Source organism: Halorubellus litoreus (assembly GCF_037081675.1).
Lineage (GTDB): Archaea > Halobacteriota > Halobacteria > Halobacteriales > Natrialbaceae > Halorubellus > Halorubellus litoreus.
In genome coordinates, this window is sequence record NZ_JAZAQL010000001.1 from 173,186 (window position 1) to 197,944 (window position 24,759).

Sequence of the window (24,759 nt, forward strand, 5' to 3'; positions counted from 1 at the left end):
ATAGTTCGGTGGATAGAGATGCATATCGAATCGGGCGAACGGGAGGTGCGGTCGCGGTGACGGACCTGGCGGCGGACGCGGTCGACCGCCGACTCGACGACCCCGGTCGCGCGTACGACGCGCTCACGGGGCTGGATTCGTGGTTCGAGAACAAGCGCGTCCGGCGACTGCGGCGCGTGCTCTATCCCGCGTACCGCGTCGAGTACGCGTACGGGTCCGAGGCGGGGAGCGAGTCCGACGGCGCGGATGGGGACGGCGACCGGCGGACGGCGGTCGCGGTCCTCGACGGCCGCGAGGGCGATAGCGAGCGCGAACTGGCGCGGTACCGAGAGACCGTCCACGAGCCCGAACCGCTGGACGCGTCCCGGCTGGACCTCGGTACCGACGGTCGTGCGGGCACCGCGATGCCGCTGTCCTACCAGGTCGACGACGGGGACGCCGAGCGCGCGTTCCGCGAGCGCGCCGACGAGTGGCAGCGGCGAGCGAGCGCGAGCGACGAGACGAGCGGTCGCGTCGCCGACGCCATCGCGGACCGCCTCGGGTTCCCGAGCGACCTCGACCCCGAGGGCTTCGAGGGCGTCGTGGACGTCTCGCGGGTCTACCTGCCGTTCTGGTGCGTCGAGTACACCGCGAAGGGCGAGGACGAGACGTGGCTGCTCGGCGTGCGCGTCGACGACCGACGCGTCAGCCGACACCCGTGGGTCGCGCACCTCGTCGTCGACGAGCACGGCGACGAGTACCGACGCGTCGACCCGCTCGGTCACGGTGGCGGGGAGGACGCCAGCGTGGACAGCGAGTCGAGCGACGGCTCACTCGGCGACGTCGTCGGTGCTGGCGACCAAACGGCCGAGGGCGACGGCTCGACGTCCGGCGACGGTGCGTCCCAGCCTGGCGACGTTCGGACGCCGGACGGCGTGAGCGACGCGACGGCGTCGGCGTTCGACGCGGCGCCCGACCGGCGCTTCGAGGACGTCGGTGGGATGCACGACCTGAAGGCGGAACTCGAGGAGGGCGTGCTCGCGCCGCTCGCGACCCCGGAGCGCTACGAGGAGTACGGGCTCGGGGCAGTCAACGGCGTGCTCCTGCACGGCCCGCCCGGTTGTGGGAAGACGTACCTCGCGCGAGCGCTCGCCGGCGAGCTCGACCGGGCGTTCGGTGCGGTGACGCCCGCGGACCTCTCCAGCAAGTGGGTCGGGGAGGCCGCGGACAACGTCGCGGACGTGTTCGCGGTCGCGAAGGCGAACAAGCCCTGCGTGGTGTTCGTCGACGAACTGGACGCGGTGGCGGGCGACCGCGATAGGCAGATGACGAACACCGAACAGCAGATGGTAAACCAGTTGCTCGTCGAACTGGAGGACGCGGCCGACGAGGACGTCGTCGTCGTCGCGGCGACGAATCACGTGCAGGACGTCGACGACGCCATCCTCCGGTCGGGGCGGTTCGACAAGCACGTCGAGGTCGGGCCGCCGGACGCTGACGCTCGAAGAGAGATACTCGACGTCCACCTGCGCGGGCGACCGACGAGCGACGACCTCGACCTCGGGCCGGTCGTCCGGCAGTCGGCTGGGTTCGCGGCGAGCGACCTGGAGCTCGCCGTCGAGGAGGCCGCACGCGCCGCGCTCGACGCGGACGCGCCCGTCGGGACCGACCACTTGCTCGCGGCCGTCGACGACCTCGAGACGAGCATCGGCGACTGGCTCGACGAGTACGACGTCGGCACGCCGCCGAGCCGCGCCGGCGACCTCTCGGTGCCCGGTGACGTTGCCCTTCCCGCCACGGACGTCGTCGACACCGAGGTCGCGCGGGACTTCGAGGCGGTCCCGGGGATGACGGGAACGACGCGCGAGCTCGACGACCGCGTCGTCCACCCGGTCGCGAGCGCGGACGTCTACGACCGCCACGGTATCCCGGGGCTCGACGGCGCGCTCCTGTTCGGCCCGCCAGGCTGCGGGAAGACGTACCTCGCTCGCGCGGTCGCCGGCGAGCTCGACGTGCCGTTCCTGTCGGTGACGCCGTCGAAACTCGTCACTGACTGGCCGGGGTCGCCCGCGGAGGACGTCGCGGACGCGTTCGCGCTCGCGAAGGCGAACGCACCGAGCGTGCTCTTCCTCGACGACCTGGACACGCTCGCGGCCGCGGACCGCGGCCGCGGGAGCGCCGCGGAGCGCCGACTGCACGACCAGTTGACGATGGAGCTTCGCACCATCGTCGACCACGACGTGCTCGTCCTCGGCGCGACGCACCTCCTGAGCGACGTCGACGACGCGGTCCTGCACGCCGCGGCGTTCGACGAGCGCGTCGAGGTCCCGCCCCCGGACGCGGAGACGCGCGCCGCGGCGCTCGACGCGGCGGTCGACGACGCGCTCGCCGCGCCGACGCTCGACTGCGAGCGCGTCGCAGCGGCCGCGACCGGGTACGCCATCGCGGACCTCAAACTCGCCGCGGGGAACGCCGCGCGCGCCGCACTCCGCGAGAACGCCGAGGTCACGACGAACCGACTGCAGGCGGCCGTGGAGGCGACGCCGTCGACGCTCGCGAACTGGCCGGACCGCGAACGGTACAGCGAGAGCGAGCACGGGTCCACGCTCCGCTACATCGCCTGACTACCAGTGCGGTCGACGCTCCGCTACATCGCCTGACTACCCCCGCGGCTGGTTGGCCGTCCGTCGGCTCGACGCCGCCGTATCGTTTTCACGGCGGGGCTCGTATCGTGGTGTATGCCCGAGAAGCCGACGCTGTCGCTGCCGGGGAACTGGCGGGAGGTGAACGACGAGGAGTCGGTGGTCTTCTCGCTGCCGACGATGCGCGTCCGCGGGCACACGGTCGTCCACGAGGACGCGGACCTGCGGGACGCGGTCCGCGAGGCGACGGATGGCGCTGTCGACCAGCCGGTTCGGTTCGCGTTCGCGACGCATCTGGCGTTCGAGCCGCCGCTGCCGCCGGGCGCTGGGGTGGCGTCGGTGTTCCCGACGGTCCGAGAGGCTGCGGAGCGCGAGTTCGCGGCGGACCTCCGCGAGCGCGGGTTCGAGACGGTGTCCCGGGGGCGTCGTGACCGGACGCGGACCGACGAGGGCGTTCGCGTGGCGCTCCGGCAGTACGACGCGGCCGTGCCGGTGAACGGGGCGCGCGTGGACTGCGAGGGCTGGCTCGGCGTCTGGCACGACGCGGGCGACGTCTCGCTCGCCGGCGGCGCGTACGTCACGCGCCCCGTCGGCGGCGTCGACGTCGAGCCGGGTCGGTACCGCCGCGAGCTCCTGGAGGCGATCCGGACCGTGGAGTGAATCGACTCGGTTCGCATCCGGCGGCCGTCAGGCCGCCGGTTCCGGGTGGGTTCGGTTGGCATCCGGAGCGTGGAGTGAATCGACTCGGTTAGCATCCGGCGGCCGTCAGGCCGCCGGTTCCGGAGGGTTTCGTTCGGTACCGGCCCGTGGGCCTTTTCGATGTCGTCGATTCGGGAGCCGCGCGTACCGAAACCCATTTCTACCACCCGAGTATATCACTAGGTGGTATGAAGGACTTCGATTCGTTCAGCGACGTCGGCGAAGCACAGGTAACCCAGGCCATCGGCCAGGAATGGAGCGACGAGTTCCTCGACTACTCTGACACCGACGTCATCGTCGTCGGCGGCGGGCCCTCCGGCCTCATGGCCGCGAAAGAACTCGCCGAACGCGACGTCGACGTCATGGTCGTCGAGAAGAACAACTACCTCGGCGGCGGCTTCTGGCTCGGCGGCTTCCTCATGAACAAGGTCACCGTCCGCGACCCCGCCCAGAAGGTCTTCGACGAACTCGACGTCCCCTACGACGCCGCGCGCGACACCGACGACCTCTACGTCGCCAACGGCCCACACGCCGCGTCCTCGCTCATCAAAGCCACGTGCGACGCCGGCGCGAAGATCCAGAACATGACCGAATTCACGGACATCGTCGTCCGCGAAGACCACCGCGTCGCCGGCATCGTCATGAACTACACGCCCGTCCACGCCCTCCCCCGCGAGATCACGTGCGTCGACCCCGTCGCCGTCGAAGCCGACCTCGTCATCGACTCCACCGGCCACGACGCCATGGCCATCAACAAGCTCGACGAACGCGGCGTCCTCGAAGCCCCCGGCATCGAAGCCGCGAACGAACGCGGCCAAGTCATGGACTCCTCGGACGCCGACTCCTACGGCGCCCCCGGCCACGACTCCCCCGGCCACGACTCCATGTGGGTCGGCCAGAGCGAAGACCAAGTCGTCGAACACACCGGCCTCGTCCACGACGGCCTCGTCGCCTCCGGCATGGCCGTCGCCACCGCCTACGGCCTCCCCCGCATGGGCCCCACCTTCGGCGCCATGCTCGTCTCCGGCAAGAAAGCCGCCGAAGTCGCCCTCGACGAACTCGACGTCGACGCCCCCGACATCGAACTGAACAGCAACAACACCACCACCGCGCCCGCAACCGACGACGACTAAGCGACCATCTTTTTCCGGCGTCGGGTGTGCTCGCTGCGCTCACACACCGCTCCTTGGAAAAACATGGGTGAAAAACCTCCCGAGCGCGTCGCTCCCTCCGGTCGCTCGCGCTCGGTATAGGTGCGCTGGCGGCGACCGCGCCGCGACCACAACCGCAACCGCCACCGCGACCGCACAGCAACCGCGACCGCCACCGCACAGCAACCGCCACCGCGGCTGGGTTTACGTCTCGTGTAAACCTCGAGATGGCGTGACATGCCACCGACACCTATTTGATCGGTGGTGTCCTCGTTTCGGGTGCTATGTGTCGAACGCTGAGCGTTCGTGGTGGCAACCGCGAGTCCGGTGTGGCTCGCGGCTGGGTTCCGCGAACGTACTGAGAACCTGCTGTTCTGTGTAGTCGAATCACTCGATAGCGGCCGCGCTGGCCGACGTCGAACGGGTGTCGTTCTCGGAGGTGGTCGGGGTGCGTCGTAGCGACGCGTTCCTGGCGACGAGCCGGGAGGACCGCGGCGAAGAACGCGACGACGTCCGACTCGCGGTTCGGGCGGGGCTCGTCCGCCAGTTCGGGAGCGGCCTCTACGGGTTCGCGCCCACCGGCGAGCGCGTTCGCCAGAAGATAATCGACGTGGTCGCCGCGGAGATGGACGCCATCGGCGGGCAGCGCGTGAGTCTCCCCCAGCTCAACTACCGCGACGTGTGGGAGGAGAGCGGTCGCTGGGGGAGCTTCGAGGGCGAGATGTTCCGCCTGGAGAACCGCGACGGCGTCGAGATGTGTCTCGCGCCCAGTCACGAGGAGGGCGTCGTCCACCTCGTCGACGGCGTCGTCCGGTCGTACGACGACCTCCCCCTGCTCGTCTACCAGATCGAGTCGAAGCACCGCGACGACCACGCGCGAAACGGGCTCTTGCGGACGAAGGAGTTCACGATGAAGGACGCGTACAGCCTGCACGCGACCGAAGCGGGATTGCGGGAGACGTACCGCGAGGTCCGCGCCGCGTACTGTCGCATCTTCGACGCGCTCGGGCTGGACGTGGTCGTCTGCGACGCCGACAACTCCGTGATGGGCGGGAGCGCGAGCGAGGAGTTCGTCGCGCCCGTCGACGAAGACGGGACGCTCGACCTCGTCGCCTGCGAGCGCGACGACTGCCGGTTCGGCGTGACGGACGAACACCCCGAGTTCGGCGCGTACCGGCGCGAAGACGGCGAGGCCGTCGACGGAACCGACCGCGGGGGAACGAGCGGCGTCTGCCCCGACTGCGGCGGCGCGCTCGCCGCGACCGAGGGCGTCGAGGTCGGGCACGTCTTCCAGCTCGGCACGCACTACTCGGACGCGATGAACCTCGCGGTCGACACCGCTGACGGCGACCGCGCTCGCGTCGAGATGGGGAGCTACGGCATCGGCATCACGCGGATCGTGCAGACGCTCTGCCTCCAGCACGCCGACGCGGATGGCTGTCGCTGGCCCGTCACCGACCGCGGGACGGTCGCGCCCTACGAGGTCGCGGTCGTCCCCCTCGCGTACGAGGGCGACGTGAGACGGGCGGCCGACCGCGTGCACGACGAACTCGAGGCCGCGGGCGTCGACTGCCTGCTGTTCGACGACCGCGACCAGACCATCGGCGAGCGGTTCGCGGAGAGCGACCTCCTCGGCGTCCCCACGAAGGTCGTGCTCGGGAACCACTACGCCGACACCGGCGAAGTCGAACTCGAGACCCGGGACGGCGACACCCGCTACCGCGCGCTCGACGCCGCCATCGCGGAACTCGCCGGCTGAACGGCCCCGTCAGTCTTCGTCGTCGACGAGCGTCCACGCGTACTCGTCCTCCGTGACGAGGACGTCCGGCGAGAACGCGACGCGGACGTCGCTCGCGGTGACGTCCGCGTCGACCTGGACGGCGATCCAGCCGGTCGACGTCGCGCCGACGGTGAGTTCGCGGACGCTCCGATAGACGCCGTCCTCGTAGGACGCGGGGAGGCTATCGGGGCCGTCGACGGACTCGTTGAACGGACGCACGCCGGCGGACGGCGTCGCGGTCGCCCCGCCGTCGACGTGCTCGACGCCGACCTTCACGAACAGGAACTGCTCGCCGGCAGGCGCCGTCACGGTCTCCGTCCCGCCGTCGTCGGTCGCGCGCTCGTACGACTCCACGAACTCGTAGTCGACGACCCGGACCTCAACGGTCGCGTTGTCCTGGTCGAGTTCGACGCGCTCGCCGAGCGCGTACGTGTCGTCGCCAGCCGTGGTCGTCGCCGGTGCAGCGGAGTCGGTGGTCGTCGGGGCGAACGTCGGCGTGTCGACGCCCGCGGTCGAACAGCCCGCGAGCGCGACCAGCGCCGCGGCGACCAGCACGCCGACGACGCGTCGATTCGATGACATGGATCTACGACGCGGACGTGCCGCTTAGGCCTTCCCCCGGGTCGACGCGGCCGCGAGTCCGGCAGCGGTGCGATTCCCGGTCGTCGACCGCTCGACGACGACGGTGTTCCCGTCGCCCATCGACACGACCGCCGCGTCGACGAACGCGCGGTCGCCGGCGAGCAGGAGCGTCACCGTCTCGTTCACGCGAACGAGCCGGAAGGAGGCGTTCACGTCCCGCTCGCCCCGCCAGTCGTCGAACGCCGCCGCGAACTCGTCGGCGTCCCCGGTGGTGTCCCAGCGCATCGCCCACGTCAGGTTCCGCGTCTCCCCGCCGGGCCCGGAGACCATCCGGAGTTCGTCGCCGCCCCAGCCGGCGGCCGCGGTCGCGGACGCGTTCGCGTCGAGTTCCCCGCGGAGCGTCGCCCACACGTACGCCTCGCCCAATCGGTCGCCCGCGCTCTCGAACCAGCCCTCGCCCTCGACCGCGACCGCTATCGGCCGCACGGGCTCCTCGCTCGCGGTGAGGTTGTGCATGAGCTGTTCGGTGGTCTCGGGCGGGTTCGCGTACACCCAGGAGACGTTCGCGGGGTCGTCGAGGTGGTGCTCGGTCCAGCGCGCCCCGAAGTAGTACGGTGCGCGGAACACCCGCCAGCCGTCCGGGCCGTCCACGACCGCCTCGCGCACCATCCGCACCTGTCGCTCGACGCCGTCGCGCTGATAGCGCTCCGTGTACTCGCCCGCAATCCACACCGAGGCGCCCTCGACGGCGCCGCCGACGGCGAGCCGGCCGTCGGTCGTGACGGGGCTACTGGGCGCAGTCCACCCCTGCTGGAACTGGACGCTGTGGAACTGCTCGTGCACCACGACCTGTTCGACGACCGCGGGCGACGCACCCGCCGGCTGGACGTAGATGCGACCGTCACCGGTCGCGAGCCCGTGCGGGTCGTCCTCGGGATGCTTCACGAACTCCTCGAGGCCCAGGAGGACCTTCCGCGGGGTGTCTCGCGACCGGAAGTACTGACTGAGGTTCCGCGTGCCGAGCGTCGGCTTGTCGGCGTCCACGCCGAGCATCGCGGTGAGGTTCCGGAACGTCTCGGTGTCGTTCACGGCCAGCGATTCGGGGTCGGGCACGCCATCGCCGTCGTCGGTCGGGTCGGCGCTCGTCGACGTCTCGTCGGCCTGCGAGGGCGCGTCGGTCGTCGACGTGGCGGTCGTCGCGTCGCTATCCGCTTCCGGTTCGGTCGCGTCGTCGGTCGCGGTCGGCGCGTCCGTCGGGGTCGTCGGGCCGGTACACCCGGCGACGACGAGGAGGGCGACGACCGCGAGCACGGGGAGGGCTCGCATGGTTGCAGCTCTCTCGCGATGCACAAAAGGCTCGCGGAGCTATCGCGCTTCTACGCTGATTCGCTCGCACCGGGGATGCGACCGCCGGTGACGCGGACGACGCCGAGGAGGTGCTCGCGGTGGAACGTCGCGCTGGCGCGCTCCCGGAGCGCGTCCCGGGCGGCGGTGACGCGGTCGCGGAGGACGTCGTGTGGTGACGGGTCGTACCGGAACTTGAACGTCGGCGGCGTCGAGACGACCGTGAGCGCGCGGAACGCCGCGTTCAGCGGGCGCGCGACCGCGCGGTCCGAGAGCGCGCCGTCGACGAGGACGACGTGGCCCACGTCCGGAGGGGCTTCCGGGTCGGCGGTCGTCTCGCGGTCGGTCGCGACCACGTCGCACCAGTCCGCGACCGCGCTCGCCGGGTCCTCCAGCATCCCGACGACGAACGACGCGAGCACGCCGTCGACCCGTCCGTCGACGGGTGGTCGCGTCGCATCGCCCTGGACGACGTGGACGTTCCGCCAGCCGTTCGCGGCCACGAGTCGCTGCGCTCGCGCGAGCATCCCGCCCGTGAGGTCGACGCCGACGACGGTCCCGGTCGGGCCGACCGCCTCCCGAAGGTAGGGGAGGTTCGCGCCCGTCCCACAGCCGAGGTCGACGACGGTGTCGCCACGAGAGAGGTCGAGCGCCGCGACGGCCTCCCGACGCAGCCGGCCGATACCGGGCGTGAACCGCGCGAGCCCGTCGTACAGCGTCGCCCAGCGCCCGTAGAACGACTGTACGGACGTCGCACGCTCCGCGCGAGCGTCGGCGCGCGGGCCGCCACCGCCACCGCGCGAGCCGCCGTCGCCGCCGCCACCGCGCGAGCCGCCGTCGCCGCCGTCACCGCGCGGGCCGCCACCGCCGCCGTCACCGCGCGGGCCGCCTCCGCCGCCGCGCGGACCGCCTCCGCCGCCGCGGGTCGTCATCGCACGACGTCCCGCACCGCCTCCGCCGCACTCACCGAATCCTCCGCGAGCACGTACACGATGGGTTCCACGCCGTAACTCCCCGTCTGGTAGAGCACGGTCGCCTCCGGACGCTCACTGAGTGCGTCCGCGACAGCCGTCTCGATGTCGTCCTCGCCCTCGAACTCGACGGTCTCGCGGCCCTGCGCTTCGAGCGCCGCGAGCACGTCCTCGTCGTACCGGACGTTGATCGCCGCCGTCACGTCCGCACCCGCCGCGCGCGCCGCGAGCAGGACGCTCGCGACGTACTCGCTCACGCCGAACTCCGGCTCCGCCGGCACCGTCGCCCGCCCCTTCACGTCCACGATGCGGCCCGGGACGCCCGCGACGTCGTCGATGGAGTCCGCGTCCGGCGTGCACGCGACCAGGTTCGTGCCGACGTTCGGGATGAGGCGCGCGAACCCGCTCGCGTTCTCCAAAACGCGTAGCCCACGACGGAGCGAGGAGAGCACGCGCTCGGCGGTCCGCAGGTCGCTCTCCGGGTCGTGGATCGCGAAGTCGCTCCCGTACTCCGCGAGTTCCGGGACCTCGTCGCGGTGGATGGTCGCGAGCAGGTCACCGCGCTCGAGCCGTCGGATGAGGACCTCCGCCTCGACGAGCGCCTGCACCGGACTCATGTCGCCCGCCGCCAGCCCCTCGCCGACCGTCTCGACGAGCTCCTGCACGCGGTCGTCGTCGAGGATGGCGTCGTTCCGCGCGACGTCACCGTGCGCGTACTTCGACACCGCCGACTGCGAGATACCGAGCGCTTGCGCGACCTCGCTCTGCGTGAACCCGCGGTCGCGGAGGTCCGCGGCGAGCATCGACCGGTACGTCGGCAGGAACTCGTCGACGACGACCTCCTCGATGAACTTCATCGCCCGCCTCCCCCGGCGTCGTCGCCGGCATCGCTCCCGGCGCGACCGGACGCGGCATCCACGCTCCCGTCGTCCCCGGCGAGCTGGTCGCCGCCGAACTCGCTATCGGACCCGATGCGCGACGCCTGCGGGCCGTCCTGGTCCTGGTACTTCGACCCGCGCTCGCTGCCGTAGGGGCGCTCCGCGGGCGTCTTCAGCTCCGTGAAGATGAGCTGACTGATGCGCATCCCCGGTGTGAGCGCCACGGGCGCCGTCCCGAGGTTCGACAGTTCGAGCGTGATCTGCCCGCGGTACCCGGGGTCGACGACGCCCGCGGTCGCGTGCACGACGACCGCGAGCCGCCCCATGCTCGACCGCCCCTGGACGTGCGCGATGAGGTCGTCGGGTATCTCCACGCGCTCGTAGGTCGTCCCGAGCACGAAGTCGCCGGGGTGGAGGATGAACTCCTGGTCGGGGTCGACGACGGTCTCGCTGACGTAGTCGTCGACCTCCTGCTCGGCGTTCGGGTGGATGCAGGGGATGTTCGCGTGCTGGAACTCGAGGAACTGCGCGCCCAGTCGCAGGTCGACGCTCGCCGGCTGTACCTGGAGGTCCGGGTCGTCGAGCGGTTCGACGACGAGGTCGCCGCCGTCGAGGCGCTCGGTGATGTCCGCGTCCGACAGTATCATGCTCGGCACGAGGACGGCGCGCTCCTAAAACCACCCGGTCGTACCAGCGACCACGGGACTCGGACCCACGGTCGTTCTTTATGCCGGAGCGCGCCGAATCCACACCCATGGCACTCGACCTCGAGGTACCCGACCCGCCCGACCTGTCGAACCGCGGGACGCCCCGCGACTTCGAGACGACCGACGCGGACGAACCGCCGGATTTCCACCGCGAGGACCTCGAGACGCTCCTGCACGACGCCGCGTGGACCGTGGGGTTCGAGGAGTGGCTCGACCGGACCGACCTGACCGTCGACCACGTCGAAGCGGTCTCGGCGCTCGGTCTCTTCCAGGCACTCGACTTCTACTGGGACCCGACCGACGACCGGGTTCGCCACGACGTCCCCACGATTCCGGCGGACTGGCGAGAGCGCGCCGAGACCGCAGCCCTGGACTCGTCGGACATCTCGCTCGTCAGGTCGGAACTGGCGGACCTCGGCCGGACCGTCCGCGAAGCGCTCGCCGACGAACTCGAGCGAAGCGACGAGGTGTCCGCGTCGCTCTGGGTGGACGACCCGTACGGCGACCGCGACGAGTAAGCCGACCGAGACCCGTACGGCGACCGCGACGAGTAAGCCGACCGAGACCCGTACGGCGATCGCGACGAGTAAGCCGACCGGGGCCTGGAGGCCCATCGGGACCGTCGCGTCCCGAGAACCGGTCGAGGACGGCCAGGTCCGTCGAACCCTCGAACCAAAACGCCGCTCGTGCTGGTGGACGCGAAGGGGAGTGACTTTGAACGAGGGCCGCCTTCGGCCGGGTATGAAGCAGGTCATCGCCGCACGCACGGACCTCGACATGGGCCGCGGGAAGCTCGCGGCGCAGGTCGCGCACGCGTCGCTGTCGGCGTACGAGGACGCCGACTCGCGGACGCGCAAGGCATGGAAGGGCGAGGGACAGAAGAAGATCGTCGTGAAGGTAAGCGGCGAGGACGAGTTGTTCGACGTGGCGAGTCGCGCGGAACGCGAGGGCCTCCCGCACGCCGTCATCCGCGACGCGGGCCACACCCAGCTGGAGCCGGGGACGCCGACGACGTGCGCGGTCGGCCCCGGTCGGGACGACGTGGTCGACAACGCGACCGGCCATCTCTCGCTGTACTGATGACCGAGACCGATACGCCGGACGTGACCGATTCGCCGGACGTGACCGATACGCCGGACGCGACCGGTTCGCCGGACATGACCGACTCGCCGCGCGTCCTCGTCGCCGGGGAGACGCTCGTCGACCTCGTCGCACCCGACGAACCGATGGTGACCGCGGACGCGTTCGACGCTCGCGTCGGCGGTGCGCCCGCGAACGTCGCCGCCGGGCTCGCGGCGCTCGACGAACCCGCGTGGCTGTGGACGCGAGTCGGCGAGGACGGGTTCGGCGAACGCTGTCGGCGCACGCTCGACGCGCACGGCGTCCCCGACCGGTTCGTCGAGGTCGACGCCGAGCGCGAGACGACGGTCGCGTTCGCCGCACGCGAGACCGCGGGCGACGACGACCTCGCGTTCACGTTCTATCGCGGCGCCGACCGACACCTCGGCGAGTCGGCCGGACCCAGCGAGACCGGAGTTCCAGACGACGAGGGCGCGACCGACCCGGTTGACGCGCTCGACGGCGTCGACGTCGTCGTCGTCGGCGGCATCGCGCTCGCCAGCGAGCCCGCGCGCTCGGCGGTCCTCGACCTGGCCCGAGCGGCCGCGGACGCCGACTGCACGCTCGTCTTCGACCCGAACGCTCGCCCGGCCGCGTGGCCCGACGACGACTTCCAGACCGTCACCGAGCAGGTGCTCGCGCTCGCGGACGTCGTGAAGGCGACCCCGGCGGACCTCGCCGCCGCCGGGTTCGACGTCGCGAGCATCACGCCCGGCGCGGACGACACCGAGCCGAGACCGGCGAGCGCGCCGGCGCTCGCCGAAGCCGTCTGCGAGCGCGGCCCGCACACGACGTTCCTGACGCTCGGGAGCGACGGCGCGGCCGCCGCGAGCACCCACCGGTCGCCGTTCGGCCGCGGCGGCGCCACCCATCACGGGTACGACGTCGACGCAGTCGACCCGACCGGCGCCGGGGACGCGTTCCTCGCCGCGGTCGTCGCCGAACTCGCCACTGGCGCGACCGACCCGTACGCCATCCTGGACGTCGCGACCGCCACCGGCGCGCTCGCGACCACGAACCCCGGGGCGCTGCCGTCCTTGCCCGACCGCGACGCCGTGGACGCGCTCGTCGCCGACGACAGCATCGGCGGCGACGGAGGCGGAGCATGACGCGCGACGCCCACCCTCGCGAGCGAGCGGTCGGCATGGACGTGTACGCGAGCGACGTCGACGGCGTCGGCGGCCGCCTCCGCGACCGCGACGAGCACTTCCGCGTCGTCGAACGCGAGGCGTTCGCGACCGAACCCGTCGACGCCCCCACCGGCGACTACCCCTACCTCGTGTGTCGCGTCACCCTCCACGGGTGGGACACGAACGACTACGCCCGCCGGCTGAGCGACGCGATGGGCATCAGCCGGGAACGCGTCTCCTGGGCGGGCACGAAGGACAAGCACGCCGTCACCACCCAGCTATTCAGCGTGCAGGGCGTCGACCCCGACGACCTCCCCGACGTCGACGGCGCCGACCTCGAGGTGGTCGGGCGCGCCGGGCGCGACATCTACTTCGGGGACCTCGCCGGGAACGAGTTCCAGGTCCGCGTCAGCGACGTCGACCACCCCGAGAACGCGGCCGGGGTCACGGACGCACTCCAGGAGTGGGGTGGCGTCGACGAGACAGGGGACGTGGATGGCGATCGCGAGGTCGCCGTCCCGAACTTCTTCGGCCAGCAGCGATTCGGAAGCCAGCGCCCGGTGACCCACGAGGTCGGCCTCGCCATCGCGCGCGGCGACTGGAAGGGCGCGGTGCTCGCGTACGTCGCGAACCCGAACGACGCCGAACGCGAGGGGACGCGCGAGGCCCGCGAGATAGCCGGCACCGAGGACTGGCAGGCGGCGCTCGACGCGTACCCGCGTCGCCTCCGGTACGAGCGCACGATGCTGCACACGCTCATCGAACGCGACGCGAGCGAGCCCGCGGACTACCGGGCGGCGCTCGAAGCGCTCCCGTCGAACCTCCAGGCGCTGTTCGTGCACGCCGCCCAGTCCTACGTCTTCAACAGGGTCCTCAGCGAGCGCCTCCGCCGAGGCATCCCGTTCCATCGCCCCGTCGCGGGTGACGTCGTCTGCTTCGCCGACGCGGACGCGCCCGACGACCTCCCCGTCCCCGACACCGACCGAGCGCAGCGCGTCAGCGACCGACGCGTCGACACCATCGCCCGCCACTGCGAGCGCGGCCGCGCGTTCGTCACCGCGCCGCTCGTCGGGACCGACACCGACCTCGCCGACGGCGAACCCGGCGAGATAGAACGCGACGTGCTGGAGGACGTCGACCTCGAACCCGGCGACTTCGACCTCCCCGGCGAGTTCGACAGTTCGGGGACGCGCCGCGCCATCCAGATAACGACGCCGATGACGGTCGAGGAACCAGAAGACGGCGACGCGCTCGACTTCTCGTTCGCGCTCCCCTCCGGGAGCTACGCGACGACGGTGCTCCGCGAGTACTGCAAGGTCGACCCGCTCGACCTGACCTGAACGACCGCGCACTCCCGAGTGCGAGGCTACTCGATGGTGAGGTCGCCCGGTCGACTGCGAGCTTACTCGATGGTGAGGTCGCCCGGTCGACTGCGAGCTTACTCGATGGTGAGGTCGCCCCCGTCGGTCGCGTCCTCGTCCCACTCCAGCTCGAACTCGACCTCTATCTCCCCCGAGCCGCCGGACTTCGACGTCTCGCGTTCGACCTCCACCTCGAACTCGACGCGCGCCGGCGGCGCGAGCGTCACCGACTCCCCGCCGGACTCCAGCGTGAACTCCTCGCCGGAGTCGAGGTGGTCCGCGACCGTCCGGAGGTACGCCGCGACCTCGGTCGTCTGCATGTCCCGCTCGAACTCGAACAGCGTCTCCTCGGGCATCCCCCAACGTACGCGGCGAGGCGTAATGGCTGTATCTACGCCTTTCGAGGGCTCGGTTCCGACGGGCGGTGGCGTCCGGTCCCGACGACCAGTGGCGCTCAGCCGCCCCCGAGTTCGCGCTCGCAGCGCCCGAGCCACTCGTCCTCGTAGCGCTCCGCGCTCCAGGTCTCGCCGACGAGGTCCCGCACCGAGTTCACGCCGCGCTCTCTACACCAGTCGCGACAGGTTCGATAGACCGCGAGGTCGACATCGTCGTCGCTCGTCGCGTCACGGACGCGGAGCGACCGCTCGCCCGCGAGGAGCGCGCACACCGCTCTGGTGTGGCCGTCCAGGAGGAGCCACGAGTCGTTCGCGTGCGCCGCCCCCAGTCCCTCGTTCGCGGGGTGTTCGACGCGCGCCACCGGGAGCGCCTCGTACTCGGGGTCGTCGACGTCGAACCACGAGAGGACGCCCCGGAGCTTCGCCGCGCTCAGGCAGTACTGCGTCGGCTCGGGCGTGCCGATGGCGAGCGTGAACGCGTCGTCTCCGTCCCCGACCATCGAACCGGGTCAGGACGCCGTGCTGACTATCTTCACGACGTCGCCCTCCTCGAGTTCGCGGTCCTCGCCGACGTCGCGCCCGCTGCGGGCGTCGACGGCGTGCAGGTAGCCGTCGCCGATGTCCGAGTGCACGGCGTACGCGAGGTCGACGGGCGTCGATTCTCGAGGCAGGAGGAAGGCGTCGGGGAGGACGTTCCCTTTCGCGTCCGTCCACTTGCTCTGGTCCTGCACGGGGAACAGCGTGATGCGGTCCAGCAGGTCGTAGACCGCGTAGTCGATGGCACTCTGGACGCCGGTGCCGCCGTACTCGGTCATCGCGTCCCGGAGCCCCTGGAGGCGCTCGCGCTGCGCGTCGGTGACGTCGCCGAGAATCTCGAAGTCCGCGTCACCGGGGTCGTAGTCGACGACGCCCGCCTCCGCGCCCTTCCGCAGGGCAAGCTCGCCCTCCGCAGTCGCGGGGATGACCGGTTTGTCGAGATCCATGAGCGCCTGGACGTTCTCCTCGGGCGCGACGTCCATCTTGTTCGCGACGACGACGATCGGTTTCGTGCGTTCGCGGACGAGCCGCGCGAGCGTCTCCCGGTCGTCGTCCGTCCAGTTCTTCGGGTCCGCGGGATAGTCCATCTCGCGCAGGACCGCCTGGACGTCCGCTGGCCCGGCACCGAACCCGGTGAGCATGTCGCTGAGGGCGTCGTCCATGTCGAAGTCCGGCGACCGCGACTTCCGCTCGATGCCCTCCCAGTTCCGGTCGACGATGCCCGCGAGCCAGAGGTCCATCTCCTCCTCGATGAAGTCGACGTCCTCGATCGGGTCGTGCGTCCCGATGTCGACGGGTTCGCCCTCGGCGTTCGTGCCGCCGGAGGCGTCGACGACGTTCACGATGACGTCCGCGTTCGTGAGTTCGTCGAGGAACTGGTTCCCGAGGCCCTTCCCCTCGTGCGCGCCGGGAACGAGCCCGGCGACGTCCAGCAGTTCCACGGGGACGTAGCGCTTCCCGTCGTGGCAGTTCTCGTTCCCGCAGCGCTCGTCGCGGTCCAGGCACGGACAGTCGGTGCGAGCGTGCGTGACGCCGCGGTTCGGGTCGATGGTCGTGAACGGATAGTTCCCGACGTCGACGTCGGCCATCGTCGCCGCCTTGTAGAACGTAGACTTGCCCGCGTTCGGCTTGCCAGCGAGCGCGATAGAGAGCATACCACACGATTGCGCCGGCCGGCGAAACACTCTTTCGGTCGGCAATCGCGAACTCGGCCATGAAGCGGGCGACCGTCGACTCCTCGCGCGGCCGCGACGCCGTCGGCGAAGCGCTCGACGCGAACGCGCTCGCCGCCGTCCGCTACCGGCTCGCGCCCGGCGAGGGGTTCCCGAGCGGCCTGCACGCGCACCACGACCAGGAGGAGGTGTTCGTCGTGCTCGAAGGCGAAGCGACCTTCGAGGTCCTCCCGCCCGCGGAATCGTGGGACGACGGCCGCCCGACCGGCCGCGAGGTCACCGTCGCTGCAAGTGAAGCGGTGCGGTTCGCGCCCGGCGAGTTCCAGACCGGCCGGAACCCCGCGACCGCCGACGAGGCCGTCGTCGCGCTCGCACTCGGCGCGCCGAAAGGCACGAGCGACGTCCGCGTCCCCGCCGCGTGTCCGCGAGCCGAGTGCGATGCACTCGCGCTCCGACTCGGCACCGGTGGCGCCACGTTCACGTTCGACTGCCCGGCGTGCGGCGACTCGTTCGCGCCCGCGCCCTGTCCCGCCTGCGAGAGCGGCGACCTCGCCATGCACCTCGACGCGGACGGCCACCCCGTCGCCAGGTGCGCGGACTGCGAGTGCGAGTTCGAACGCCCACCGTTCGAGAAGTGACCGGTTCCAGACGCACCGTTCTCGCCGGCAGAGAATCACGGCCGCGCTATATCGCCCCGACGTGCGTCCGTACTGGTATGTCCACGACACACGACCACTCGAAGACCCAGGAACTCGCCGACTTCAAGAACACGATGAACGACTTCGTCGCGGAAGCCCCCGAGATCAAGGAGTTCTCGGCGTTCGTCGAGGGCGCCGAAGCGACGAACGTCATCGACCACAAGACGAAGGAACTCGTCTCGCTCGCCATCGGCGTCGCCGTCCGCTGCGACCACTGCATCCTCTGGCACACCGACGCCGCGCTCGACGCCGGCGCCACGCACGACGAGATCGTCGACGTCCTCAAGGTCGCGGTCGTCATGGGTGGCGGCCCCGCACTCACGTACGCCGTCGACGCCTACGACACGCTCCGCGCACTCGAGAGCGACCGCGCCGAGAACTGAACTCGCGTCGAACCCAGCGGACAGCGGTCCGCTACTCGACGCTCCGTCCGCTCAACCCGAGCATCTGGACTTCGCCGCGGGCGCGCATCCGGCCGTCGACCTCCGCGTTCTTCGAGAGCTCGAGGTCCTTGCAGCCGATGTCGCCCAGTACCTTCGCGCCGGGCGCTATCTTCACCTTCCCGTTCCGCGTCGTGACGTCGCCGTGGATGCGCGTGCCCTCGCCGACGACGATGTCGCCTTTCGCGCGGAGACTCCCGAAGACGTTGTTGTTCTCGCCGATGTCGATCGATTCCGCGCGGACGTTCCCGTGGATGCGGCAGTCGTCGCCGATGGTCGCAGGCGTCGACACCCGCCACGCGTCGTCGTTCACGGTCGCGCCGCGCGGGACGACGAGCGGGTCCTCCTCGACCGCCTCCGTGTCGAACGCCTCGTCAGCGAACGCCTCGGCGGCCTCGTCCTCGCCCATGAGCACGAGCTGCTTGAGGTACATGAACAGGAAGACGACGGTCGGCATCGGGTTCCGGATGACGATCCAGCCGTTCGCCTCGAACCCCTCCTCGATGTCGACGTCGTCGCCGACGTCCAGGTCGCCAGCGACGCGGAGTTGGCCGCCGACGTGCACGCGCTCGCCGACGTACGCGTCCCGGCCGACGAGGACGTTCCCGGAGACGTCGCTCCACATGTCCAGCCGGAGGTCGCCTTCGGCTTCGACGTTCCCGCCGATGGTCACGCCCTCGCCGCACAGCACGTTGTGCCCACGGAGCCCGAACTCGATGGTCGAGCGCCCGCCGACGACGACGTCGCCGGCTGTGACGAGGTCGTGTTCCTCGACTGTCGTCTCGTCGGGGATCTTGAGCTCGTCGAGCGGGTCCGTGTGCAGTGACACGCGTGTACGTACGTCCCTCGGGGGTCTTAAAGTTCGCGCGAGCGTCAGACGCGAGTCAGACGGGCGGCGTCTCGTGGTTCGAGCACCCAACTCGAGTCGCGAGTTCGAGGGACGCGACAAGCGAGAGAAATAACTGCGTTCGCGGTCAGTTCTCGGGTATGACGACGCTCGCTTTCGACGAGGACGGGGTCGACGTGGTGTACGAGGGGACGGAGTTCCGGATGGAGCGCGACCTCATCGAGGAAGCCACCGACAAGGACTACTACGACGTCACCGACCACGAGGTCATGAAACTCGTCGCCGAGCAACCGAACCTCACCGGCGAACCGCGGCTCGTCCGCGACATCGTCCGGGACTGACGTCGTCGCACCGACGTCAGCGTTCGACGTCGCGAGGTCAGTCGACCCGCAGCGATCGCGGGTCGAACCGCTCGTTGACGCCCTCCCAGTGGTACTGGTCGCGGTCGGCGCGCGTGTCGAGGTACACCTCCACGCCGTTCCCGCCCGGGTCGTCGAAGTACAGCGCCTTGCTGATGCCGTGGTCGACCGGCGACACCGGCACGTCCCGTTCTCGCAGGCGTTCGTAGACCGCGGCGAGCGCGTCGCCGCTCGCGACCTCGAACGCGGTGTGGTAGAGGCCGACGCCGGGTCCGGGTGGGTCGGCGTCCGCGCCGACGCCCTGGAGCGCGACGTCGTGGTGGCGGTCGCCGAAGCTCAGGAACGCGAACGAGCCGTGGCGTTCGGTCACGTCGAGGCCGAGCACGTCGCGGTAGAACTCGACGGCGCGGTCGACGTCGCGGACCTTCAGATGGACGTGCCCCACGAGGTGCGCGCCGTCCTCGCCGCTCGAAGAACTGTCGCTCATGGGGAGTCTACGTCGTTCGTCGACTTAGCGGGCCGGGCGGCGGCGACTTCCTCCGACTCCCAGTCATCGGCCGTCTACTCCAACTCCCAGTCATCGGCCGTCTACTCCGACTCCTCGTCGCCGGGGTCGTAGCGGTCGCTCGCCGCGGTGAACCCGGCCTCGTCGAGTTCGCGACTCCGGCGGTCCTCGGCGACCGCGAGCGCCTCCGCGCTCGGGTTCGCGTCGTCCGTGATGCGCGCCCACGAGTCGTGGACCTTCGAGTGACACCAGCGACAGAGCGCGACCGTTATCTCGTGACTCGGGCCGCCGTCGGTGTCGTCACCGTCCGGAGTGTCGGTTCCGTCGGCGGCTCCGTCGCCGGTTTCGAGCGGTGCACCCGTCGCGTCCGCGGCTCGACGGGCAGCGTCGTCGGCGTACGACAGGTGGTGTTCCTCGATGAGGGGGCGGTCGTCGTCGTGCGCCATCCGGCGCTCCTCGAGCCCGCAGCGCGCGCACCGCTTGCCGCTCGTCGTCGACCTGAAGTGCGGGCAGTCGCGCCACGCCCAGTCCGGGCCGACGTCCGCGACGACCGGGCACGCGAGGTCGTCGCGGCGGCGGTCGCGCGCGAACTCGGGGTCGTGGCGGGGGTGCTCGAACGCGTACCGGCACGTGCCGTCGCTCGTCAGGTGATCGCAGACGTCGACGTGCTCGTAGGGGTCGTCCACGCCAACGCCCGTGCCCTTCGGCGTCTTCTCCATGCGTCGAGAACGGATTCAGTTTCGAGTGGTCGGTCGTCGTCGTTACTGGACGGCTTCGGTCGCCTCGCGCATCGCCGCGAGCGCTTCCTTCAGCGTCTCGACGTCAGTGGCGTACGAGATGCGCGCGTACCCCTCGCCGTGCGACCCGAACGCCTCCCCGGGGACGACGACGACGTCGCGCGCGAGCACCTCGTCCACCCAGCCGTCGGGGACCTTCGGCATCGCGTAGAACGCCCCCGAGGGCGTCGGGACCTCCAGGCCCATGTCCTCGAGGCCGTCGAGGACGACGTCGCGGCGTTCCTCGAACTGCGCGACCATGTCGTCGACGACGTCCTGCGGGCCGCTGAGCGCGGCCTCCGCGGCGTACTGCGCCGGGGCGCTGGCGCACGCCTGGATGTACTGGTGGACGCGGAGCATCCGCTCGATGCGCGGCGTCGCACTCGTCACCCACCCGAGTCGCCAGCCCGTCATCGAGTACGTCTTCGAGCACGCGCTCACGACCGCGACGTTGTCGGACTCGGCGAACGCGAGCGGCGTGTGGTGCTCGCCGTCGAACACGATGTGCTCGTACACCTCGTCGCTGATGCAGAGGACGTCGTGCTCGTCCGCGATGCGCGCGAACTCCATCATGTCCGCCTTCGACTGGACCGCGCCCGTGGGGTTCGCGGGCGAGTTCACGACGAACGCCGCCGTGTCCTCGGTGATGGCGTCCTCGACCGCGCCCGGGTCCATCGTGAGGTCGTCGCGGAGCGGCACCGGCACGGGCTCGCCGCCCGCGATGTGCGTGAGGTTCTCGTACGCGACGAACCCGGGGTCGGGATAGACGACCTCGTCGCCGGGGTCGACGTGCGCTTGCATCGCGAGATGCAGCGCCTCCGACCCGCCCGCGGTCGCGATGACGTCCTCCGGGTCGACGTCCAGATTCTGGTCCTCGCTGTACCGGCCCGCGATGGCTTCGCGGAGCGCCAGCGTCCCCTTGTTCGACGTGTACGCGTCCGCCTGTCCGGACTGGATGGCGTCCACTGCTGCCTGCCGCGCGTGCTCGGGCGTCGGGAAGTCGGGCTGGCCGAGCCCGAGGTTGATGGCGTCCTCGCCGGCCGCCTCGAACACCTCGCGGATGCCGCTAATCGAGACCTTCGTCGCTCGCTCTGCGAACTCCGTCATACCTGAACGCGCGAGCGCCGCCACCGTAATCCTACCGTGAGAACGAGTACCGAACGAGTCGACTCGATGGTCCCTGCGGAACGACCGCTACTGGTACATCCGGAGCGGTTGCGCCTGCGAGGACTCCTCCTCCTGGGCTTGCTGCATCTTCGCGGCGAGCTGCTCCTTCTTCTCGCGGATGTCCTCCGCGTGCTCCACGAGGTCCGAGACGTCCACGTCGACGTTCGCCAGCGGCGAGATGCCGTGCTCGATGAGGACGCGACTCGCCTCCGGGTCCGGGAACTGCGGGTCGCTCTCGACGACCAACGCCACGCTCTCCAGGTCCTGCTCGGCGGCGCGGTTGACGAGCGCGCCCGTCGGCCCGGAGATGACGCCGCTCTCACTCGGCAGGTCAACGTCCAGTTCGTCCAGCAGCGAGCCGCCACCGCCGGTGCCGACGCCGTGCATCGCCGGCGGCGCGTCGTCCTTCTGCGCACCCATCCCGCTCAGATAGATCGGCGTCACGTTCGCGTCGACGAGCCACGTCGTGAAGCAGTCCGCGAACTCGCGGACAGCCTCCTTGTTCACGGGGATGTCGCTCTGGAGGACGAGCAGGTCCGCGTCGGCCGCCGCGTAGATGCGGACCGGCGGCCGGACGTCGCGTTCACCGTCGTGATACACCGCGACCGGCGCGAGCGACTCGCAGTGCACCGTCGCGTACAGGTCCATGTCGAGCGTCTCGACGAGGTGGTCCGCCGCGATCTTCCCGACCAGTCCCACACCCGGAAGACCCTCCACGAGGAAGGGGTCGTCGAGGCTGACGTCCAGTCGTTCCTTGACGTGTGCCATGCGCGAACCCACGCCGGGCGCCCCGATAAAACCGAGGGCGGTTCGGCGTCGTCCATCGCCGCCGCCCACCCGACAGTGCCTCGCCAACTCAGCGCCGCATCTCGTCGTAGAGCGCGTCGGCGCCCGCCGCGTCGACGCTCCCGCGGTAGAACCGGACGTCGTCGAGGCGCCCCTCGAAGTGCCCGTCGTACCCGCCGTCGTCCCCCGACGGCGGGAACCCCATGCGTACCCCGTCGATGCCGGCGGCGCGCCGTGGCTGGTATCCCTGGTCCGCGTCGACAGCGGTCGCCGCGACCTCGGTCCCGTCGACGAACAGCCGCGCCTCGGCGCCGGGTTCGAGCGACGCGACGACGTGGTGCCACGCACCGGCGTCGAGCACGCGGTTCGCGGGAACGGACGCCTCGTAGTCCATCCGGTAGGTCCGCGCGTTGTACCGCGACACCCGGACGTTCCCGTTCCGGAGACTGACCGTGATGCCGCTCCCCGGCGAGACCGCGTACCAGTCGTCGAGCGCCGCCGGCGCCATCCAGAACGCCGTCGTGACGGGGTCACCGACGTCGAAGTGCTCGCCGAGCGCGTCGTACGGCAGGTCGTAGTAGCCCGCCCGCGACCCCGACCCGCGACCGCGGAAATCCAGGACGGTCCCGCGGTCGTCGTCGACGAACGCCAGCCCGCTCGCCGCCGGCTGCCCGTCGACGTCGTTCACCGAGTCCGCGAACGAGCCGTCCAGCGCGTGCCGGACCACCGGTTCGAGGCCCGCAGGCCCATCCCCCGGGGTCGTTTCCGTCTCCGTCTCCGCCTCAGTCTCCGTCTCAGTCTCAGTCTCCGTCTCTGTCGCGGTGTTGGTCTCGGCCTCGGTCGCTGTCTCCGCTTCGGTCGCGGCGTCGGCCTCCGTCGCGGTCGCCGACGCGATGGCCGTCCTCGTCGTTCGTCCGGTCGTGGCCGCACGCGTCGTCGTTCCCTCTCCCCCACTCGTGAGTCTGAGGCACCCACCACTCAGTAGTGGCGCGAGCACGCCACCGACTCGAAGGAGCCGGCGTCGCGTCCGCCCCGAACTATCGTCGGTCACGCCCGACACCTTCGTCGGCGAGTACTTTCCATCATCGCGTGACCGATTCCGTCATCCCGTGAACAGCGCCAACGCAAGCACCCATCGCTCGCGCTCGGCGACCGCGACCCGAAACCGACAAGCGACCGCCCGCGCTACGGCGGGGCATGGAAGTCTTCGAGCGGTACCGGGACGTCGTCGACGACTACGACGCGTTCCTCGCCGCGTGCGAACGCGGTCTGCCGATGGCGGTGCGCGTGAACACGCTCCGCGCGACGCCCGACGAGGTCGTCGACGCGTTCGAGGCCGAGGGCATCGCCGTCGACCGCGTCGACTGGCATCCCCACGTCCTCGTTCCCGACACCGACAAGCCCGGTACGACGTGGCCGGCGTACCACGGCTGGGCGCACGGCCAGGAGGAGGTGTCGGCGATCCCGGCGACCGTCCTCGGCCCCCAGCCCGGCGAGCGCGTCTGGGACGCGTGCGCCGCCCCCGGGAGCAAGACCACGCAGCTGTCCGCGATGATGGACGACGAGGGCACGGTGGTCGCGAACGACAACAACCTCGGCCGGCTCTCCGCGCTCCGGTTCAACACCGAGCGCCTCGGCGTCACGAACACCGTCGTCACGAACCAGGACGCCCGGAACTTCTCCCTGAAACCGTTCCGGGACGAGGACGAGGACGACGAGGACGTCGCGTTCGACCGCGTGCTCGTCGACGCCCCGTGCTCGTGCGAGGGCACCATCCGGAAGAACCCGGACGCGCTCGACAACTGGAACCTCGGACACGTCGAGCAGGTCGCGAGCGTCCAGAAAGGCATCCTCCGGCGGGCCGCGCAGGTGACGCGACCCGGCGGCATCATCGTCTACTCGACGTGCACGTTCGCCCCCGAGGAGAACGAAGCCGTCCTCGACCACGTCCTCGCCGAGGAACCAATCGAAGTCGTCGACTACGACCTCCCCCTCGAGCACGTCGACGGCCTCACCGAGTTCGACGGCGAGGAGTTCGACCCACAGGTACAGAAAGCGAAGCGCGTGTACCCGCATCACAACGACACGGGCGGGTTCTTCACCGCGAAACTCGAGGTGACCGCAGAATGACCGACGAAGCAAGCGCGAACGACGACGCCGACGCGAACGACGACGCGGACGCGAACGACGAGACCGTATTGGACGCCAACGACGGCCAGCAGTTCGACCGACTGCCCGCGACCGCGGCCGACCGGACCGTCGAGGGCCGCGCGACTCGCGAGGGAGTCCTCGACTGGTGGGAGGAGCGGTTCGGCGTCGACCCCGAGGTGTTCGAGGGGCACTCGTTCTGGGAGAAGGGCGCAGGGAAGGTCTGGGTGTTCGCCGGCGACCTCCCGGACCCCGCGCGAGACGTCGAGGCCGCCGGGATGACGTTCCTGCGGACGCGCCAGGAGCACTGGAAGCCCACCACGGACGCCGCACAGCGGTTCGGGCGGCACGCGACGCGGAACACCATCGCGCTCGACGACGACGAAGCGAAGCGGTTCGTCGCCGGCGACGACCAGGACCTCGACTGGGACGGCGACTGGGGGTACGTCATCCCCGTGCACGACGTCGCCGGCCGCCAGGAACCGCTCGGCGTCGGTCTCTACGTGTACGACGAACTGAAGTCGATGGTCCCGAAGGGCCGCCAGCGCGACGTCTAACCCGTCCCCCCATTGGGGACGGTTCCAGG

At 70.7% G+C, this 24,759-nt stretch carries 27 protein-coding genes; 13 read left to right on the forward strand and 14 right to left on the reverse strand.

Annotated features, from left to right (window positions below; all coding sequences use genetic code 11):
- Nucleotides 1-56 precede the first annotated feature (56 nt).
- From VYJ16_RS00895 to VYJ16_RS00910, 4 genes are all read left to right on the forward strand, one after another.
- The gene (locus VYJ16_RS00895; protein ID WP_336348440.1) at nt 57-2,603 is read left to right on the forward strand and encodes an ATP-binding protein; all 2,547 of its coding nucleotides are present in this window, start codon (nt 57-59) and stop codon (nt 2,601-2,603) included.
- 114 nt (nt 2,604-2,717) lie between these two features.
- On the forward strand, nt 2,718-3,281 hold the full coding sequence (locus VYJ16_RS00900; RefSeq protein ID WP_336348441.1) for a DUF6517 family protein: 564 nt from the start codon (nt 2,718-2,720) through the stop codon (nt 3,279-3,281).
- Nucleotides 3,282-3,508: 227 nt separating this feature from the next.
- On the forward strand, nt 3,509-4,453 hold the full coding sequence (locus VYJ16_RS00905; RefSeq protein WP_336348442.1) for a sulfide-dependent adenosine diphosphate thiazole synthase: 945 nt from the start codon (nt 3,509-3,511) through the stop codon (nt 4,451-4,453).
- 466 nt (nt 4,454-4,919) lie between these two features.
- Nucleotides 4,920-6,230: an aminoacyl--tRNA ligase-related protein gene (locus VYJ16_RS00910; protein WP_336348443.1), complete on the forward strand. Its 1,311-nt coding sequence runs from the start codon at nt 4,920-4,922 to the stop codon at nt 6,228-6,230.
- Between the two features lie 9 nt (nt 6,231-6,239).
- Here VYJ16_RS00910 and VYJ16_RS00915 read toward each other — a convergent pair whose 3' ends face one another.
- Genes VYJ16_RS00915 through dcd form a run of 5 tightly spaced genes read right to left on the reverse strand, consistent with a single transcriptional unit; the run spans nt 6,240 to nt 10,673 of the window.
- The gene (locus VYJ16_RS00915; RefSeq protein ID WP_336348444.1) at nt 6,240-6,833 is read right to left on the reverse strand and encodes a hypothetical protein; all 594 of its coding nucleotides are present in this window, start codon (nt 6,831-6,833) and stop codon (nt 6,240-6,242) included.
- A 24-nt stretch (nt 6,834-6,857) separates the two neighbouring features.
- Complete coding sequence (locus VYJ16_RS00920) at nt 6,858-8,159, reverse strand: hypothetical protein (RefSeq protein ID WP_336348445.1); 1,302 nt, start codon at nt 8,157-8,159, stop codon at nt 6,858-6,860.
- A gap of 50 nt (nt 8,160-8,209) precedes the next feature.
- Entirely contained in the window at nt 8,210-9,109 is a 900-nt protein-coding gene (locus VYJ16_RS00925; RefSeq protein ID WP_336348446.1) for a class I SAM-dependent methyltransferase, read from the reverse strand.
- Nucleotides 9,106-10,005: a thiamine-phosphate synthase family protein gene (locus VYJ16_RS00930; protein WP_336348447.1), complete on the reverse strand. Its 900-nt coding sequence runs from the start codon at nt 10,003-10,005 to the stop codon at nt 9,106-9,108. Before VYJ16_RS00930 ends, VYJ16_RS00925 begins: the two co-directional genes overlap by 4 nt.
- Nucleotides 10,002-10,673 carry a dCTP deaminase gene (gene dcd, locus VYJ16_RS00935; protein WP_336348448.1) on the reverse strand — a complete coding sequence of 224 codons (672 nt, stop codon included), beginning with the start codon at nt 10,671-10,673 and terminating at the stop codon, nt 10,002-10,004. The genes VYJ16_RS00930 and dcd overlap by 4 nt, the downstream gene beginning before the upstream one ends.
- Nucleotides 10,674-10,780: 107 nt before the next feature.
- Between dcd and VYJ16_RS00940 the strand changes: the two genes are divergently transcribed.
- From VYJ16_RS00940 to truD, 4 genes are all read left to right on the forward strand, one after another.
- The gene (locus tag VYJ16_RS00940; protein ID WP_336348449.1) at nt 10,781-11,251 is read left to right on the forward strand and encodes a DUF7992 family protein; all 471 of its coding nucleotides are present in this window, start codon (nt 10,781-10,783) and stop codon (nt 11,249-11,251) included.
- Nucleotides 11,252-11,474: 223 nt separating this feature from the next.
- Nucleotides 11,475-11,813, forward strand: a complete 339-nt coding sequence (gene pth2, locus VYJ16_RS00945) for a peptidyl-tRNA hydrolase Pth2 (protein WP_336348450.1) — start codon at nt 11,475-11,477, stop codon at nt 11,811-11,813.
- Nucleotides 11,813-12,961: a carbohydrate kinase family protein gene (locus VYJ16_RS00950; protein WP_336348451.1), complete on the forward strand. Its 1,149-nt coding sequence runs from the start codon at nt 11,813-11,815 to the stop codon at nt 12,959-12,961. Before pth2 ends, VYJ16_RS00950 begins: the two co-directional genes overlap by 1 nt.
- Nucleotides 12,958-14,322 (forward strand): tRNA pseudouridine(13) synthase TruD, encoded by a 1,365-nt coding sequence (gene truD / locus VYJ16_RS00955; RefSeq protein ID WP_336348452.1) that lies wholly within the window; start codon nt 12,958-12,960, stop codon nt 14,320-14,322. Before VYJ16_RS00950 ends, truD begins: the two co-directional genes overlap by 4 nt.
- Before the next feature lie 98 nt (nt 14,323-14,420).
- On the opposite strand, the gene VYJ16_RS00960 is transcribed toward truD, so the two are convergent.
- The 3 genes from VYJ16_RS00960 to VYJ16_RS00970 form a co-directional block, all read right to left on the reverse strand.
- A complete protein-coding gene (locus VYJ16_RS00960) occupies nt 14,421-14,699 on the reverse strand; it encodes an amphi-Trp domain-containing protein (RefSeq protein ID WP_336348453.1) in 279 nt (92 codons plus the stop codon).
- A gap of 98 nt (nt 14,700-14,797) precedes the next feature.
- Nucleotides 14,798-15,238: a hypothetical protein gene (locus tag VYJ16_RS00965; protein ID WP_336348454.1), complete on the reverse strand. Its 441-nt coding sequence runs from the start codon at nt 15,236-15,238 to the stop codon at nt 14,798-14,800.
- Between the two features lie 9 nt (nt 15,239-15,247).
- Nucleotides 15,248-16,429, reverse strand: coding sequence for a redox-regulated ATPase YchF (locus VYJ16_RS00970; RefSeq protein ID WP_336348455.1), 1,182 nt, complete (start codon nt 16,427-16,429; stop codon nt 15,248-15,250).
- 59 nt (nt 16,430-16,488) lie between these two features.
- Here VYJ16_RS00970 and VYJ16_RS00975 point away from each other — a divergent pair, with 59 nt between their 5' ends.
- Nucleotides 16,489-17,085, forward strand: coding sequence for a cupin domain-containing protein (locus tag VYJ16_RS00975; RefSeq protein WP_336348456.1), 597 nt, complete (start codon nt 16,489-16,491; stop codon nt 17,083-17,085).
- 77 nt (nt 17,086-17,162) lie between these two features.
- A complete protein-coding gene (locus VYJ16_RS00980) occupies nt 17,163-17,528 on the forward strand; it encodes a carboxymuconolactone decarboxylase family protein (RefSeq protein ID WP_336348457.1) in 366 nt (121 codons plus the stop codon).
- Nucleotides 17,529-17,559: 31 nt separating this feature from the next.
- Here the strand turns inward: VYJ16_RS00980 and VYJ16_RS00985 are convergent, their stop codons facing one another.
- Entirely contained in the window at nt 17,560-18,414 is an 855-nt protein-coding gene (locus tag VYJ16_RS00985) for a polymer-forming cytoskeletal protein (protein ID WP_379761776.1), read from the reverse strand.
- 158 nt (nt 18,415-18,572) lie between these two features.
- On the opposite strand from VYJ16_RS00985, the gene VYJ16_RS00990 reads away from it, so the two are divergent.
- Entirely contained in the window at nt 18,573-18,773 is a 201-nt protein-coding gene (locus tag VYJ16_RS00990) for a DUF5800 family protein (RefSeq protein WP_336348458.1), read from the forward strand.
- 37 nt (nt 18,774-18,810) lie between these two features.
- Here the strand turns inward: VYJ16_RS00990 and VYJ16_RS00995 are convergent, their stop codons facing one another.
- The 5 genes from VYJ16_RS00995 to VYJ16_RS01015 all read right to left on the reverse strand — a co-directional run bounded on the left by VYJ16_RS00995 (nt 18,811) and on the right by VYJ16_RS01015 (nt 23,076).
- On the reverse strand, nt 18,811-19,278 hold the full coding sequence (locus tag VYJ16_RS00995) for a VOC family protein (protein ID WP_336348459.1): 468 nt from the start codon (nt 19,276-19,278) through the stop codon (nt 18,811-18,813).
- 101 nt (nt 19,279-19,379) lie between these two features.
- Entirely contained in the window at nt 19,380-20,015 is a 636-nt protein-coding gene (locus tag VYJ16_RS01000; protein ID WP_336348460.1) for a DUF7097 family protein, read from the reverse strand.
- Between the two features lie 42 nt (nt 20,016-20,057).
- Nucleotides 20,058-21,179 carry a pyridoxal phosphate-dependent aminotransferase gene (locus VYJ16_RS01005; RefSeq protein WP_336348461.1) on the reverse strand — a complete coding sequence of 374 codons (1,122 nt, stop codon included), beginning with the start codon at nt 21,177-21,179 and terminating at the stop codon, nt 20,058-20,060.
- Nucleotides 21,180-21,266: 87 nt separating this feature from the next.
- Nucleotides 21,267-22,007, reverse strand: coding sequence for a proteasome assembly chaperone family protein (locus VYJ16_RS01010; protein ID WP_336348462.1), 741 nt, complete (start codon nt 22,005-22,007; stop codon nt 21,267-21,269).
- 88 nt (nt 22,008-22,095) lie between these two features.
- Complete coding sequence (locus tag VYJ16_RS01015; protein ID WP_336348463.1) at nt 22,096-23,076, reverse strand: LamG-like jellyroll fold domain-containing protein; 981 nt, start codon at nt 23,074-23,076, stop codon at nt 22,096-22,098.
- 146 nt (nt 23,077-23,222) lie between these two features.
- Here VYJ16_RS01015 and VYJ16_RS01020 point away from each other — a divergent pair, with 146 nt between their 5' ends.
- Complete coding sequence (locus VYJ16_RS01020) at nt 23,223-24,155, forward strand: RsmB/NOP family class I SAM-dependent RNA methyltransferase (RefSeq protein WP_336348464.1); 933 nt, start codon at nt 23,223-23,225, stop codon at nt 24,153-24,155.
- Nucleotides 24,152-24,730, forward strand: a complete 579-nt coding sequence (locus VYJ16_RS01025; protein ID WP_336348465.1) for a DUF7122 family protein — start codon at nt 24,152-24,154, stop codon at nt 24,728-24,730. The genes VYJ16_RS01020 and VYJ16_RS01025 overlap by 4 nt, the downstream gene beginning before the upstream one ends.
- The last annotated feature ends 29 nt before the right edge of the window (nt 24,731-24,759 follow it).